The 15524-nt window shown below is 37.7% G+C and carries 16 protein-coding genes and 1 riboswitch; of the genes, 14 read left to right on the forward strand and 2 right to left on the reverse strand.

Features of this window, described 5'->3' with window-relative positions:
- The first annotated feature begins 79 nt into the window (after positions 1–79).
- The 4 genes from noc (at position 80) to V7112_RS13240 (ending at position 3803) form a co-directional block, all read left to right on the forward strand.
- Positions 80–982 (forward strand): nucleoid occlusion protein, encoded by a 903-nt coding sequence (gene noc / locus V7112_RS13225; protein ID WP_335420375.1) that lies wholly within the window; start codon positions 80–82, stop codon positions 980–982.
- A gap of 396 nt (positions 983–1378) precedes the next feature.
- The gene (locus tag V7112_RS13230; protein ID WP_057998233.1) at positions 1379–2140 is read left to right on the forward strand and encodes a ParA family protein; all 762 of its coding nucleotides are present in this window, start codon (positions 1379–1381) and stop codon (positions 2138–2140) included.
- Complete coding sequence (locus tag V7112_RS13235; protein ID WP_335420379.1) at positions 2133–2987, forward strand: ParB/RepB/Spo0J family partition protein; 855 nt, start codon at positions 2133–2135, stop codon at positions 2985–2987. Before V7112_RS13230 ends, V7112_RS13235 begins: the two co-directional genes overlap by 8 nt.
- A gap of 99 nt (positions 2988–3086) precedes the next feature.
- Positions 3087–3803 (forward strand): DUF554 domain-containing protein, encoded by a 717-nt coding sequence (locus V7112_RS13240; protein WP_335420382.1) that lies wholly within the window; start codon positions 3087–3089, stop codon positions 3801–3803.
- Between the two features lie 86 nt (positions 3804–3889).
- Here the strand turns inward: V7112_RS13240 and yyaC are convergent, their stop codons facing one another.
- On the reverse strand, positions 3890–4507 hold the full coding sequence (gene yyaC, locus V7112_RS13245) for a spore protease YyaC (protein WP_335420385.1): 618 nt from the start codon (positions 4505–4507) through the stop codon (positions 3890–3892).
- Between the two features lie 135 nt (positions 4508–4642).
- On the opposite strand from yyaC, the gene V7112_RS13250 reads away from it, so the two are divergent.
- From V7112_RS13250 to rpsR, 7 genes are all read left to right on the forward strand, one after another.
- Positions 4643–5662: a YkvI family membrane protein gene (locus tag V7112_RS13250; protein WP_335420388.1), complete on the forward strand. Its 1020-nt coding sequence runs from the start codon at positions 4643–4645 to the stop codon at positions 5660–5662.
- 46 nt (positions 5663–5708) lie between these two features.
- Positions 5709–5906 (forward strand): DUF951 domain-containing protein, encoded by a 198-nt coding sequence (locus tag V7112_RS13255; protein ID WP_335420391.1) that lies wholly within the window; start codon positions 5709–5711, stop codon positions 5904–5906.
- Between the two features lie 115 nt (positions 5907–6021).
- On the forward strand, positions 6022–8037 hold the full coding sequence (locus V7112_RS13260) for a molybdopterin-dependent oxidoreductase (protein WP_335420492.1): 2016 nt from the start codon (positions 6022–6024) through the stop codon (positions 8035–8037).
- A 116-nt stretch (positions 8038–8153) separates the two neighbouring features.
- Positions 8154–9254, forward strand: coding sequence for a redox-regulated ATPase YchF (gene ychF, locus V7112_RS13265; protein WP_335420394.1), 1101 nt, complete (start codon positions 8154–8156; stop codon positions 9252–9254).
- A gap of 420 nt (positions 9255–9674) precedes the next feature.
- On the forward strand, positions 9675–9962 hold the full coding sequence (rpsF, locus tag V7112_RS13270; RefSeq protein WP_335420397.1) for a 30S ribosomal protein S6: 288 nt from the start codon (positions 9675–9677) through the stop codon (positions 9960–9962).
- A 55-nt stretch (positions 9963–10017) separates the two neighbouring features.
- Entirely contained in the window at positions 10018–10584 is a 567-nt protein-coding gene (gene ssb, locus V7112_RS13275) for a single-stranded DNA-binding protein (protein WP_335420400.1), read from the forward strand.
- Between the two features lie 49 nt (positions 10585–10633).
- Positions 10634–10873: a 30S ribosomal protein S18 gene (gene rpsR, locus V7112_RS13280; RefSeq protein ID WP_010677416.1), complete on the forward strand. Its 240-nt coding sequence runs from the start codon at positions 10634–10636 to the stop codon at positions 10871–10873.
- A 99-nt stretch (positions 10874–10972) separates the two neighbouring features.
- On the opposite strand, the gene thiT is transcribed toward rpsR, so the two are convergent.
- Entirely contained in the window at positions 10973–11542 is a 570-nt protein-coding gene (thiT, locus tag V7112_RS13285; RefSeq protein WP_335420403.1) for an energy-coupled thiamine transporter ThiT, read from the reverse strand.
- Positions 11543–11617: 75 nt separating this feature from the next.
- Positions 11618–11720, reverse strand: a riboswitch (TPP riboswitch).
- Positions 11721–12057: 337 nt separating this feature from the next.
- Between thiT and V7112_RS13290 the strand changes: the two genes are divergently transcribed.
- Genes V7112_RS13290 through rplI form a run of 3 tightly spaced genes read left to right on the forward strand, consistent with a single transcriptional unit; the run spans position 12058 to position 15431 of the window.
- Positions 12058–12987 (forward strand): YybS family protein, encoded by a 930-nt coding sequence (locus V7112_RS13290; protein WP_335420406.1) that lies wholly within the window; start codon positions 12058–12060, stop codon positions 12985–12987.
- A gap of 27 nt (positions 12988–13014) precedes the next feature.
- Positions 13015–14988: a DHH family phosphoesterase gene (locus tag V7112_RS13295; protein WP_335420409.1), complete on the forward strand. Its 1974-nt coding sequence runs from the start codon at positions 13015–13017 to the stop codon at positions 14986–14988.
- On the forward strand, positions 14985–15431 hold the full coding sequence (gene rplI / locus V7112_RS13300; RefSeq protein ID WP_335420411.1) for a 50S ribosomal protein L9: 447 nt from the start codon (positions 14985–14987) through the stop codon (positions 15429–15431). The genes V7112_RS13295 and rplI overlap by 4 nt, the downstream gene beginning before the upstream one ends.
- Positions 15432–15524: the final 93 nt, after the last annotated feature.

A 15524-nucleotide genomic window follows, 5' to 3' on the forward strand; every position in this document is an offset into this window, starting at 1 on the left:
TCGTGTGGGCCTAAAAAAATCGGGTGCAAATACGCCAAGGCGCATTTGATTAGTGGGAGTTCTAAGGGGTGGTGGAATTATGAAGCATCCATTTTCACGATTATTCAGCATTGGTGAAAAAGATGATAAACAACAAATGAATCAAGAACAGGTGGTAGAAGCACAAGTAGACGATTCAATAGATGATGAGGGTACACACCTAGAGGAAGTACGACAAATTCCGATAAATGAGATTGTTCCAAACCGATATCAACCGAGAACTGTTTTTGCAGAAGATAAAATTAGAGAGCTTGCATTAACCATACGTACTCATGGAATCATTCAACCAATTGTTGTTCGACAATTTGCTGATAATCAATATGAGATCATTGCTGGTGAGAGACGTTGGAGAGCCGTTCAGACACTTGAATGGGAGACAATTCCAGCAATCATTAAAGAATTTAATGATGCAGAAACTGCATCCGTTGCGTTGATCGAAAACCTACAACGCGAAGAATTGTCAGCAATTGAAGAAGCGTATGCTTATGCTAGATTACTAGAATTACATAGTCTTACACAAGAAGCGTTAGCTCAGCGATTAGGAAAAGGTCAGTCGACAATCGCCAATAAGCTGCGTTTATTAAAGTTGCCCGAAGAAGTCAAACAAATGCTTATGCAAAAGAAGCTCACTGAGCGACATGCGAGAGCCCTAATCCCTCTTAAGGATCCAGAAAAGCAAATTAAGCTTATGCATGATATTATTGAAAAAGAACTAAATGTAAAGCAAACCGAGGACCGGGTCGTTAAAATTCTTGAATTAGAAAAGGAGCAAAAACGACCAAAACCTAAATTCAAAGCAGTCAGTCGTGATATGAGAATTGCGATGAATACAATTCGTCAATCTTTAACGATGGTTGAGGAAAGTGGCGTCAATTTAAATACAGAAGAAGAAGAATTTGACGACTATTTCCAATTTACAATTCGAATTCCTAAAAATAAATAAATCAATCTATTTCCTTACCTTTACGTGGTAAGGGAATTTTTTTTGAAATCATTCTATAAAACAATTTTTCGACAATCTTTTCAGCAAAAAACATTCAAATTATCATAGAAATGTTTCACGTGGAACATTTTTAATGTTAATTTATCAAAAAAAGATAAACCCTATCATTTTTTCATGATAGAATAGTAAAAGTGATAGTTTTAACTTATTCAATTGAAGTTAATAAACTCCGATTGAATAAGTTAAGCCTCTGGCGGATGCCACAGATTTTCAATGGAAACTTTTCGAGCAAGCTCGAAAAAATCTGGGCTCAAATACGCCAAGGCGCATTTGATAAAACCCTCACTTTGTAAAAAAATGTAGAATAAGTAGTTTAAATTGAAAGTAGGTGACATCGTGGGGAAAATCATCTCGATCTCTAACCAAAAAGGTGGAGTAGGGAAAACGACTACTTCTGTTAACCTAAGTGCTTGTTTAGCCTATGTCGGAAAGCGGGTTTTACTTGTCGACATCGACCCTCAAGGGAATGCAACAAGTGGTTGTGGTATAGAGAAAGCAAATGTAGATCAATGCATTTATGATGTGCTAGTTGATGATGTAGAAGCGAAGGATGTTACGGTTCCAACGACAGTTGAAAATTTATATATGATTCCAGCAACAATCCAATTAGCGGGTGCTGAAATTGAGTTAGTGCCAACAATTTCTCGCGAGGTTCGTCTAAAAAGAGCCTTAGATGAAGTTAGAGACCAATATGACTATATTATTATTGACTGTCCACCATCATTAGGTCTGTTAACATTAAATGCTTTAACAGCTTCCGATACAGTGATTATTCCAGTTCAGTGTGAATATTACGCGCTTGAGGGGCTTAGTCAGTTGTTAAATACGATTCGTTTGGTTCAGAAACACCTTAATACAGATTTAATGATTGATGGAGTACTTTTAACGATGCTTGATGCAAGAACAAATTTAGGTATTCAAGTTATTGAAGAAGTAAAAAAGTATTTCCAAGATAAAGTGTATAAAACAATTATTCCAAGAAATGTACGATTAAGTGAAGCTCCGAGTCACGGAGAACCGATCATCATCTATGATCCAAAATCAAGAGGTGCTGAAGTATACTTAGATCTTGCAAAGGAAGTGATTGTGAATGGCTAAAGGGTTAGGTAAAGGTTTTAATGCTTTATTTCCAACGATGGAAGTGGATAAAGAAGAGGTTGTCCAAGAGGTTAAACTGAATGAATTACGTCCGAATCCATATCAACCAAGAAAGACATTTGAGCCTGATGCAATTGCTGAACTAAAGGAATCCATCCTTACACATGGAATTTTACAGCCTTTAATTGTTCGAAAAAGCATTAAAGGATTTCAAATTGTGGCTGGTGAGAGACGTTACCGCGCCGCAAAGGAAGCAAAGTTTGATACAGTTCCAGTTGTTGTTCGAGAACTAGACGAGCAACAAATGATGGAAATTGCATTGCTAGAAAATCTACAGCGTGAGGATTTATCACCAATAGAAGAAGCATTTGCTTACCAATCCTTACTGGACCATTTAAAAGTCACCCAAGAACAGCTTGCAAAAAGAGTAGGAAAAAGCAGACCACATATTGCAAACCATCTTCGTCTTTTATCTCTTCCAAAACATGTACAGATCTTAATTTCAGAAGGGAAATTGTCCATGGGACATGGGCGTACATTATTAGGATTAAAAAAGAAGGAAAAGCTGAATGCAATTGTTGAAAAGGTCCTTGCAGAGGAACTTAATGTTCGTCAATTAGAAGCATTGGTTAATCAAGTGAATCAAAATGTTCCACGTGAAACATCTAAACCACCTAAAAAGGAAAAAGATATCTTTATTAAAGAACAAGAATCCTTCCTTCGCGATCGTTTTGGTACATCTGTCACGATTAAACAAACGAAGAAAAAAGGAAAAATTGAAATTGAATTCTTTTCAAGTGAAGATCTTGAAAGAATTCTTGAACTGTTAGAATCACCAAAAATTTAATAATGATTAATAGAAAACCTGCATGTTTTTATTTTTTTAAATAAGACCGTGCAGCGTTTTTTATTACTTACAAAAATTTTTACTTAGGGGAAATGAAAATTGGTTCTATTAGGAACGATTGTAAACGGGTTGTGTATTGCAGTTGGAACCTTATTAGGAAAGGTATTACATCGAATTCCTGAAAGGGTCAAAACAACTGTAATGCATGGGATTGGACTCGCTGTTTGTTTGTTAGGAATTCAAATGGGGCTAAAAAGTGAACAGTTTTTAATTGTTATTTTTAGTTTAGTATTTGGTGCTATACTCGGCGAATGGTGGGGTCTTGAAGACAATTTAAACAAGTTAGGAAAATGGATTGAAAAGAAGGTAGGCTCTTCCTCAGATGAGGGCACAATTGCAAAGGGATTTGTTACGGCTACCTTGATATTTGTAATAGGTGCAATGGCAATCATTGGTTCACTTGATAGTGGTTTACGGAACGATCATAGTGTTCTTTATACAAAGTCAATTCTTGATGGATTTACTAGTCTAATATTATCAACAACGTTGGGTATCGGTGTACTATTTTCTGCAGTTCCTGTTATCCTTTATCAGGGATCTATTGCATTGTTTGCGACACAAATTGATAAGTGGGTTCCAGTAGAGCTAATGGACTCGTTTATTGTCGAAATGACAGGAGCCGGTGGCTTGATGATTATTGCGATAGGAACAAATCTGTTAGGCATAACAAATATACGTGTTGCCAATCTTTTACCTGGTATCCTTGTTGTGGCAATCCTTGTCTCAGCAATGTATTATTGGAATTCAATTGTGTAACTTAAAATGCGCAAATACGCCAAGGCGCATTTGAGCTATTTACACATACTATTTTTTAAACCTCTTCTTTCACAGAAGAGGTTTTTTTATAAAGTAAAACGGTCTTTCTCAATCGAATCAAGCTCCATTTTTCGTAGGTACTTGAACTCTGCTTTGCAAATACCACTTGAAATGGTATTTGCTATTCTCATTACTAAACTCAATCTTGTATTTTGGAGGACAAAAAACTCCATAAATCCACTCACATTTACTATCCCTGTTATATGCATGTCCCCGATAGGGGTTAATTCCTTGTTTACGCCCGCACCAGGCTTAATTGGGCCCTCACCAATAGTAATTGTCCCCACACTTTTTAATCTGCCTAAACAGGCATCTATTCCGATAATAAAAGGGTTAGAATATATCTGCCTTATTTCCTCAATCTTATCTTGAAGATTAACTGCATGAATAGGTTCGTCCAATGTGCCATATACATGGAAGTGGGACAGTCCTTTTTCAGTGATTTTTGTGCCGATTAAAGGCCCGAGACAATCGCCAGTGGAGCGGTCTGTACCGATACAAAAGATAATAATTGGTTGATTGGTCGTTGGTGGGAGCATTGAAGTGATTTTTAGGGCTATTTGGTGGTCAGCTAGTTCTTGATCATGTGGAATGCGAAAAGGTTCATTTTTTAGATGGTCAAATAGTTTGTATCTAAGATTCATAGGTTTTCACCCCTTTTTAACTGTAGTAACAGTATACGGAAGAATCTTATATTCTATACATCTGAATACAAAAGAATCTTAGAATTGCAAATTGCTCGTTTTAGATAGAAGAAATATGAGTGGTGGGGGGATTATATGTTTCTAGCAGGGGTCCGGTGGATGTTTCTCATTCTAGGCACAGCTATTGGTGCAGGTTATGCATCAGGAAGAGAAATTTGGCAGTTTTATGGTGAGCAGAGTGGCTTAGCCATCATTATCTTTACCTTTATTTTTATCATTTGCTGCTATATCATTATGAAAATCAGCTATGAAAAAAAAGCAGAGCATTTTGTTCCAGTTTTAAAAGAATTAGTAGGAGAAAAGGTTTCACATGTGTATGATGTGATTACGATATTATACTTATTTTCTACCACTGTTGTGATGTTGGCGGGTGGTGGTGCTACGTTAGAGTTGTTTAATATTCCGTTTTGGTGGGGGATTATCATTTTCGGCTTTCTCCTTGTTTTGGTCTTTTTATGGAATATTAATGGTCTGGTCTCCATTAATATGGCAATTATTCCAGCCTTAATTATTTTTTTGGTCACGGTTTTGTTTATTTTCCTAACATCGGGTGGTAAGGAATTTTCCTTTCTTCTCCATGAACAGAGCAATTGGCCGTCAGCATTTACATTTACAGCACTCAATATTTTACCCCTTGTTGCTGTGTTAGGTGCAATTGGAAAAGAGATGAGATCAAAAGGGGAGGCCTGGGTTGCAAGTATTGGAAGTGGATTGTTTTTAGGCTTTATTACTTTTATTTATAATGAGGCACTAATTGAAGTGGCACAAGAAATTATGCTATATGAAATTCCGTTGTTTGTGATTCTGAAAGGTTTCCCTTACGTAGCTGTTTTTATAATGTCCATCCTCTTATTTGGAGCGATATTCACAACCGCAGCATCAGGCCTTTTAGGATTATCCACAAGGTTTAAAGAAAAAATGAAAATGCCGTTGTGGATGATTTCCATTTTACTAATTTTGTCGATGGCTCCGTTTACCACATTTGGTTTTTCAACCCTTGTTTCGATTTTATATCCTTTATATGGAATTGCTAATTTATATTTGTTAGCTGTCATTTTGCTTTATCCAATTGTAAATCGCTACAATTTTAAATGATTTCCTGTTACAATACAACATATAGAATGGGTAAAGGGTGAATGTCATGGTTGATAAAGACTACGGATTACATGATATTGTTGAAATGAAGAAACCTCATCCGTGCGGAACAAATAAATGGAAAATCATTCGACTAGGGATGGATATACGAATTAAATGTGAGGGCTGTGAACATAGTGTTCTAATTCCACGAAAAGAATTCGGAAGAAAAATGAAAAAGATTCTCGTGAAGCATGAGGAATAAAGCCTTGTGCTTTTTTTGGTGGAAAAATTTTGCGTGATATGCTGATTCTTTTTTATAGAATTTTTGAACAGGTAATTTATAATAAAGGATATGATATTTGGAGCAATCTAGGGAGATGAGTGGAGTGGCCACATTTAAATCTGCATGCCCGTTAAATTGTTGGGATAGCTGTGGTTTTGTCGTTGAAGTAGAAGATGGGAAAATTGTAAAAATAGATGGGGATAAAGAACATCCTATTACGAAGGGGAAAATTTGCGGAAGAGGTCGTATGCTGGAAGCAAGAACAAATTCTGACGACCGGGTTCTTTATCCCTTGAAAAAAATAGATGGAGAGTTTCAAAGAATTACGTGGGAACAGGCTTTGACGGAAATTTCGGCGAAACTTTTAGAAGTGAAGCTGAAATTTGGTTCCACATCCGTTTTGCATAGCCATGACTATGCAAATGGGGGGCTATTAACGAAAATTCCGAATCGCTTTTTTAATTGTTTTGGCGGTGCGACTGAATTAATAGGCAGCATATGTTGGGGCTCAGGTATTGAGGCGCAAAATTGGGATTTTGGAAATGCAGCAAGCCACGCTCCTACGGATATTTATAATAGTAAAAATGTAATTATCTGGGGAAGAAATGTAACACGCACAAACATGCATCTGTTTGCTTATTTACAGGAAGTGAAAAAGAAGGGTGTCAATCTAATTGTCATTGATCCAATCTATAATGGTACAGCTAAGATTGCCAATTCATATATCCCTATAACTCCTGGAATGGATGGTTTTTTGGCGATTGGAATTATCAAGGAATTGCTTCACTTAGGACTACAGGATAACGATTTTATTGAAAAATATACAGTTGGTTTTGAGGATTTAGTGGATCTGATTGACTCCATTTCATTGGAGGAAATTGAGAAAGTGACAAATGTTCCACGTGAAACAATTGCACATTTAGCTCATGTTTATAGTGATGGTCCAACCGCAACCTATATGGGATTAGGAATGCAACGTTACGCAAATGGGGGAAATACTATCCGTTTAATTGATGCTCTTGTTGCAGTTAGTGGAAATATTGGAGTTCCTGGTGGTGGTGCTAATTTTGGAAATACGCAGGTTGGCCAAAGCTTTGATAGTGAAGCATTGACACTTCCTGAGAGGAAGAAAGCATCAAGGGCATTTGTTATGACTGAACAAGCGGAAAAAATCTTAACAGCTTCAGAACCTCCAATCAAGATGATCATGGTATCATGTGGAAATCCATTAACGCAGGTACCAAATACAGCTCTTGTGCAAGAAGCTTTTGAGTCAGTAGACACAGTGGTTGTGCTAGAACAGTTCATGACTGATACAGCAAGGTTAGCGGATTATGTGCTACCATCAGCAACTGTTTTTGAGGAAGAGGATATTTACTATTCCTCCATGTATCACCACTATGTCAATTATGGACCCAAACTAGTCGAAGCCCAAGGTGAGGCGAAATCAGATGTATGGATTTGGACCGAGCTAGCAAAAAGACTCGGTTTTGGAGAAGACTTCGACTATACGAGAGAAGAATTTATTAAAATGGGATTAGGTTCATTACAGGATAAAGGAATTACGTTTGAATTAATTAAAGAAAAAAGTCATGTGCCACTTCCAGTACAGCTTGTTCCATGGCAGGACTTTCACTTTAAAACTCGGTCTGGAAAATTTGAATTTACTTCATCCCTTGGGGAGATTAAAGGGTATGATGGTCGCTTGAAAATTTCATATCCGAGGGAATCCATTCATTCAGACCAAGATTTAGCCAAACGATATCCATATTCATTGTTAACGATTCATCCTTTACGCTCGAATCATTCACAACATTATCATTTGATTGAAGGATTGCAATCGGTGAAAGTTGAAATCTCGAAGGATATTGCAGTGCAAAAGGGACTTGAGCCAAATGATATGGTGAGAGTATTTAATGATCGTGGCGAAATTACGGGAAAGGTCCAGATTTTAAAGGATTCATCTCCGAATATTGTTTGTATCGATGAAGGTCAATGGCATATCTTTGGTGGCAGTGTGAACCAACTTACTTCTCACCAGGTTTCCGATAATGGACTTGGTAGTACGTTATATGATTGCCTTGTTGGAATTGAGAAGGAGAACGAATAAGATATTTGGTATTCATCTGAAAGCCGTTTCAAGCTGAAACGGCTTGTATTTTTGATGAGGAATATCTATAATTGTTGAAGGCTAGTATGTTACGGATAAGAGGAGTGGAAAAATCAATGGCGTTAACAGCAGGTATCGTTGGTCTTCCAAACGTTGGAAAATCAACTCTTTTTAATGCAATCACACAAGCAGGCGCGGAATCAGCTAACTATCCGTTTTGTACAATCGACCCAAACGTGGGGATTGTTGAAGTGCCGGATGCGCGTTTAAATAAATTAACAGAATTAGTACAACCCAAAAAGACTGTCCCAACTACTTTTGAATTTACGGATATTGCAGGGATTGTAAAAGGTGCTAGTAAAGGTGAAGGGCTTGGTAATAAGTTCCTATCACATATCCGCCAAGTGGATGCGATTTGTCATGTTGTACGTTGTTTTGCAGATGACAATATTACGCACGTAGCAGGTAAAGTAGACCCAATTGCGGATATTGAGACAATTAATTTAGAGCTTATTTTAGCTGATTTAGAATCAGTAGATAAGCGTATTGACCGTGTTGGGAAGCTTGCAAAGCAAAAGGACAAGGATGCTGTTGCAGAGCATGAAGTGCTAGTGATATTAAAGGAAGCATTCGAAACTGAACAGCCGGCTCGTGCAGTTGAATTTACGGATGAACAAATGAAGTATGTAAAAGGTATGCATTTACTAACAAGTAAACCAGTTTTATACGTTGCTAATGTTGGTGAAGATGATGTAATGGACCCTTCTTCAAATGAGTACGTTCAATTGGTTCGTGAGTTTGCACAAAAGGACAATGCTGAAGTCATTGTTGTTTGTGCGAAGATTGAGTCAGAGATAGCGGAGCTTGATGGGGAAGAAAAGGCAATGTTCCTTGAAGAGCTTGGTATTGAGGAATCTGGACTTGATCAATTGATTCGTACTGCGTATCATTTATTAGGCCTTGCAACATATTTTACAGCTGGTGTACAAGAGGTTAGAGCGTGGACGTTTAGAAAAGGAATGAAAGCACCACAGTGTGCAGGGATCATTCACTCTGATTTCGAACGAGGATTTATTCGTGCAGAGACAGTATCGTACGAAGATTTGCTTGCAGGTGGATCGATGAATGCTGCTCGTGAGGCAGGTAAGGTACGTCTTGAAGGGAAAGAATATATTGTTCAAGACGGAGATGTTATCCACTTCCGATTTAATGTATAAGAGATGTTGAAAGTAGCCACAGGACGGAGTATTCGTTTTGTGGCTTTCTTCTAATCAAATGCGCCTTGGCGTATTTGCGCCCGATTCTTTTAGGCCCACACGAGGTGGGTCACACAGACGTTGCCACAGGATGTCGCGATCTTAGTCTTTGATCCTAAGCTCGAAAAGATTCCTTTGAAAAATCGTGGAATCCGCCGGAGGCTTAACTTTGTTTTGCCTGGGTTTGAAATCTACACTGAATTAAATACTGATCCTGAATTAAACTCCAACTATTAGAAGTAGGGGACTGCTGAATAAAGATAAAGATTTCTTGCCTACAATTTATTCATGTGGTATAATATTTTTCTGTGAGTAATTGAAATAATTGCTCCTTGCCCTTTTTAGATAAAGGGCCGTTAGTCCAAAAGGAGGTGTAACGTGATGAGAAAATACGAAGTTATGTATATCATCCGTCCAAACATTGATGATGAAGCGAAAAAGGCTTTAGTTGAGCGTTTTAATGGCGTTTTAACTGACAATGGTGCGGAGATTACAAACGTAAAAGAATGGGGTAAGCGTCGTTTAGCTTATGAAATCAATGATTTCCGCGATGGTTATTACATGATTCTTAACGTAATGTCAAACGCTGAAGCTGTTAGCGAATTCGATCGTTTAGCGAAGATCAGTGAAGACATTATCCGTCATATCATTGTTAAAGAAGAAGAATAAGAATTTTTATAGAGTATAGACTCTGTTTCAATATCCTGTTAAGGAGATGGTTCTGATGATGAATCGCGTAGTTCTCGTTGGGAGACTTACAAAGGATCCTGAATTACGATATACCCCAAGTGGAGTTGCAGTTGCAACCTTTACACTTGCAGTGAATCGAACATTTACGAATCAGTCAGGCGAACGTGAAGCTGACTTCATTAATTGCGTCATATGGCGCCGACCAGCCGAAAATGTGGCAAACTTCCTAAAGAAAGGAAGCTTAGCAGGCGTCGATGGTCGTCTTCAAACAAGAAATTATGAAGGTCAGGATGGCAAACGCGTATATGTTACTGAGGTTGTAGCGGAAAGTGTTCAGTTCCTTGAACCTAGAAATGCGAATGACCAACAGCGCAGCGGTGGAGGTAACTTTGGTGGAAACCAAGGCGGAGGCTATGGTGGCAATCAAGGTGGCTATGGTGGCAACCAGGGTGGAAATCAAGGCGGTGGCCAAGGTGGATACTCTCCATTTGGACAGAGTCAGAACCCAAATCAAAACCAAGGACCTACAAGAGTAGACCAAGATCCATTTGCAAATGATGGACAGCCTATCGATATTTCAGATGACGATCTACCGTTCTAACTTGTAAGTGAATCGTATAAATTAAAACTTAAAAAAGGAGGGAAAATCGATGGCAGGCGGACGTAAAGGTGGACGTGCAAAGCGTCGTAAAGTGTGTTACTTCACAGCTAATGGAATTACACACATCGATTACAAAGAAGTAGATTTACTTAAAAAATTCGTTTCTGAGCGTGGTAAAATTTTACCTCGTCGTGTAACAGGTACAAGCGCAAAATACCAACGTAAATTAACTGTTGCTATTAAACGTGCTCGTCAAATGGCATTATTACCATATGTATCTGGTGAATAATAAAGAAAAGCGATGATCGTCACAATGCGGTCATCGCTTTTTTTCTTTATTTTTATTAAGGGAACCAAGAGAATCGTCCCTATGGTTCCTATTGTGTAATTACATAGTTTGTTTTTGAATAAAAAAACGAGGTGAAGCGACGATGAGTAAAACCAAAACTACAGAGCATGAAATAAAGGAACCTAGCATCGCAATACTGTTAAATGTGAAGGAGTAAAACACAGGGTCCATTCCTTCTGGTGCGTACATGCCCCAGTATATGAATCCTGCAAGAAAATGCCAAAAGTAACGTGCTACACTTCCTACAAATATTGCGAAGACAATAATACCTATACCTAAGCCCTTTTTATTATTATTTAAAGCTTTTTGAACTGGATTTTTAAGTAAACCAGCAAAGCCTATAAAAGGAAAAGCAATAACAAACTCAATAAAACCTTGTAATGGATGAATAATTTGAGGATCAAATACAAGCTGTAATAATCCCCAAATTAATCCCGAAAGAAATCCTGTTTTGAATCCCCATCTTAAAGAAATGATAAAAACGGGAACCATTGCAAAAGAAATAGATATTGTAGCGATTTTAATAGACGGTACAAACATGTCTAACGCTAGTGCTAATACTGCAAAAATAGCTGCTTCAATCATTGGTTGTAATTTAGTACTTCTCATAAAAAAAATCCCCCTTGAAGTATGTTTTAATAATAACGTACCCCAAAGGAGAACAACTTTAATAAAAGTATATGTTCTCAAGTATCTCCACATTCCTACGCTAGTATTAACTAACAGGTTCGAAGGGTCTGAACTCTTAACGTTCACTCTCAGCAAAATTGCTCCCCTTGTGGTTACGTTTTACTTATAATTACTATCATAATAGAAAATAGGGAAAAGTAAAACAAAAAGTTTCTGCACAGAGGAACTTTGACTAAAGACTGATACGTCCCGTGTCAAATGTCAAGTCACCACATCCTGTGGAAGTCAAAGGTTGAAGACTTTCTAGTAAAACTTTAAAATAGAAGGTGATTTAAAAAAAGTTTGTGTTTTTAATGTCTAGCGCAAGGCGCCATCGGCTCGAGGTCATAAGCCAATCGCTTCGGAAGGTAAAATACACCTTCTGTCAGCGCTCGTCTTATGCTTGCGCCGATAAGCGAGCGCCTTGCGCTTTTCTAAAAAGTTGAGGTGAAAAGGTGAAAAAAGCAAAAATTATAACAGAAGGGGCTATGTTATTAGCAATATATAGTGTACTGTTACTACTTACTTTATATGTCCCACTACTTGGAATCGTGCTTTCATTCCTTTTGCCCATTCCATTTATCCTGTTTACGGTGAAATATAGGGTAAAGCAGTCAATGCTATTTATTCTAATTGCCTTTTTATTATCGGGGCTATTAGGCTCTGTCTTTGGGATCATACATACGATTATGTTTGGAATTTCAGGAATTTTACTTGGTGAATTAATTAACCGTGGAAGAAGTGGAATTGAGTTATTTTTAGGTTCCTGTTTATCGTATTTGTTTTCAATCGTGCTGCTGTATGTAACAGCGGTTTTGATACTACAAATTGATGTCTATGACCTAATCCGTGAAAGCTCACGGGAATCTTTTGCAATGGCTGAGAGTATAATGAGGGCAACAGGGGGCGAAGTGAATACGGAGGCCATTGCGCAACTAGAAGAGTCGATTGAGATGATGCAATACATGATCCCAAGCATGTTTGTTTTAATTGCAATGGTTTTAGCTTTTGTAACAGTTGTAGCAATGAAACCGGTGCTTGTTCGACTTCAGGTGAAAATGAATCCATTCCCACCGTTTCGTGAGATTTCGTTTCCTAAGAGTATTTTATGGTATTATTTACTGATTTTACTTTTTAGCTTTGTTGAACTGGAAAAGGGCACGTTTGGGTATACTGCCTTTTTAAATCTCTTTTTTGTTTTGCAGTGGTTTATGGTGATTCAAGGCTTGTCTTTCATTTATTATTTCTGTCATCAAAAAGGAATCACAAAGGCCGTGCCAATTGTACTAACAATCTTAACACCATTTCTCCTTTATATTATTCGAATCTTAGGTATAATTGACTTAGGATTCCAACTGCGAAATCGAATTAATGGAAAGAAGTAAAACAAAGCTTTAGGAGCTGAAAATTACATGCCAGACTTTTATAAAAGGAAGTTATTTCGCTATCCTATCTATGCATTGCTTGTGATAACAAGTGTTTTTAGTGCAGTTCTCATTTTTTATCATTGGATGATTGGGTTAGCATGTTTTCTGCTCCTTGGATTCATTGTCTATTTTTTAATAAAAGCAAACTCCCTTCTAAAAAAGGAAATGGAGCATTATATCTCGACCCTTTCGTATCGTTTAAAAAAGGTTGGCGAAGAAGCATTAATGGAAATGCCAATTGGAATCTTACTTTATAATGAGGAGTTTCAGGTTGAGTGGGCTAATGCCTATTTATCAAACTTTCTTGATGCGGATACGCTAGTGGGAAGATCCCTTTATGATGTTGAAGAACTAATTGTTCCTTTAATTCAACAGGAGATTGAAAGTGAGACAATTACGTTAAACGAGCAGAAATTCAAGGTCATTATAAAGAGAGAAGAACGTTTGCTTTATTTCTTTGATGTAACTGAACAAATGGAAATTGTACAATTGTATGAGGCTGAGCGAACGGTATTAGGGATTATCTTTTTAGATAATTATGATGAAGTAACCCAAGGGATGGATGATCAACGAAAAAGCTCGTTAAATAGTCAGGTTACGTCAATCATAAATGAATGGGCAACCGAACATGGTGTGTTTTTAAAGAGGACTTCATCTGAGCGATTTATTGTAGTGTTAAATGAAGAAATCCTGTCCAATCTTGAAAAAACAAAATTTACCATTTTGGATGATGTGAGAGAAAATACTGCAAAGGATAGTGTTGCACTAACTTTAAGTATTGGGATTGGAATTGGGGTTCCCACACTTCCAGAACTAGGAGTAGCAGCACAATCAAGTTTGGATCTTGCATTGGGACGTGGTGGAGACCAAGTTGCGATTAAACTACCGAATGGAAAAGTTAAGTTTTATGGCGGCAAAACGAACCCGATGGAAAAACGGACTAGAGTCCGCGCTCGTGTGATTTCACATGCATTAAAGGAAATTGTCTCAGATAGCGATAAAGTCATCATAATGGGCCATAAATACCCTGATATGGATGCAGTAGGGGCTTCTATCGGGATTTTAAAAGTGGCACAAATGAACCATAAAGAAGGGTATATTGTTTTAAATCCGAATGAAATTGATTCAGGTGTAGGACGGTTACTTGAGGAAGTCAAGGAAAATACGGAGCTTTGGTCGTATTTTATTACACCGGAGCAAGCTCTTGAAATCGCTACAAATGATACGCTGCTCGTGATTGTTGACACGCATAAGCCATCGCTCGTCATTGAGGAAAAACTCGTATCCAAAATTGATAAAGTAGTGGTCATTGACCATCACCGGCGCGGTGAGGAGTTTATTCAATCACCATTACTGGTATATATGGAGCCATACGCATCATCAACAGCTGAGTTGGTAACAGAGCTTCTTGAATACCAGCCGAAGCGGAAGAAAATCGATATGCTTGAAGCAACTGCCTTACTTGCGGGAATCATTGTCGACACAAAGAGCTTTACGCTTCGAACCGGTTCAAGAACATTCGATGCAGCATCCTATCTACGGGCTCAAGGTGCAGATACCGTCCTTGTCCAGAAATTCCTGAAGGAAAACATGGATCATTTTAAAAAGCGTTCAAGATTGATTGAGTCAGCATTTATTTATAAAAATGGAATTGCAATTGCAAAAGGGAAAGAAAATGAGACTTACGACCAAGTAATGATTGCTCAAGCAGCAGATACATTGCTTACAATGAATGATGTCGTCGCTTCATTCGTGATTTCACTCAGACATGACTTACGAGTTGGAATCAGTGCTCGTTCATTGGGAGAGGTCAATGTCCAATTGATTATGGAAGGTTTAGGTGGCGGTGGCCATTTGACAAATGCGGCTACGCAGATAGAGGATACAACAATAGAAGAAGCAGAAGAACAGCTACTTTTAGTAATAGATGAGTATTTAGAGGGAGGTACCAAGGAATGAAGGTTATTTTCTTAAAAGACGTAAAAGGAAAAGGTAAAAAGGGAGATGTGAAAAACGTATCAGACGGGTATGCACACAATTTCCTACTCAAGCAAAACCTTGCGATTGAAGCAACACCAGCAAATATGAAAACATTAGAAGCAAAGAAAAATAAAGAATCAAAAGAAGCTGCAGAAGAATTAGCACAGTCAAAGCAATTGAAAGAAAAGCTTGAGACTTTAACTGTTGAATTGCAAGCAAAAGCGGGCGAGGGCGGTCGTTTATTCGGTTCTGTAACAAGTAAGCAAATCGCTGATGAGCTTGCGAAGAAGCACGGAATCAAAATTGATAAGCGTAAATTTGATCTTCCAGATGGAATTAGAGCATTAGGCTTTACAAACGTATCTGTAAAATTACATCCTGAAGTTACAGCAACTGTGAAGGTACATGTCAAAGAACAGTAATTTCCATTGAAATTGAATAGAGAAAACAGATAGAATGAAAAATGTGGTTTTGTTTACAGACAAGATCACATTTTTTCATATAACAAGCTTTTT

The sequence above is a fragment of the Bacillus sp. JJ1566 genome, from assembly GCF_036962685.1.
In the GTDB taxonomy this organism is placed as follows: domain Bacteria; phylum Bacillota; class Bacilli; order Bacillales; family Bacillaceae_L; genus Ferdinandcohnia.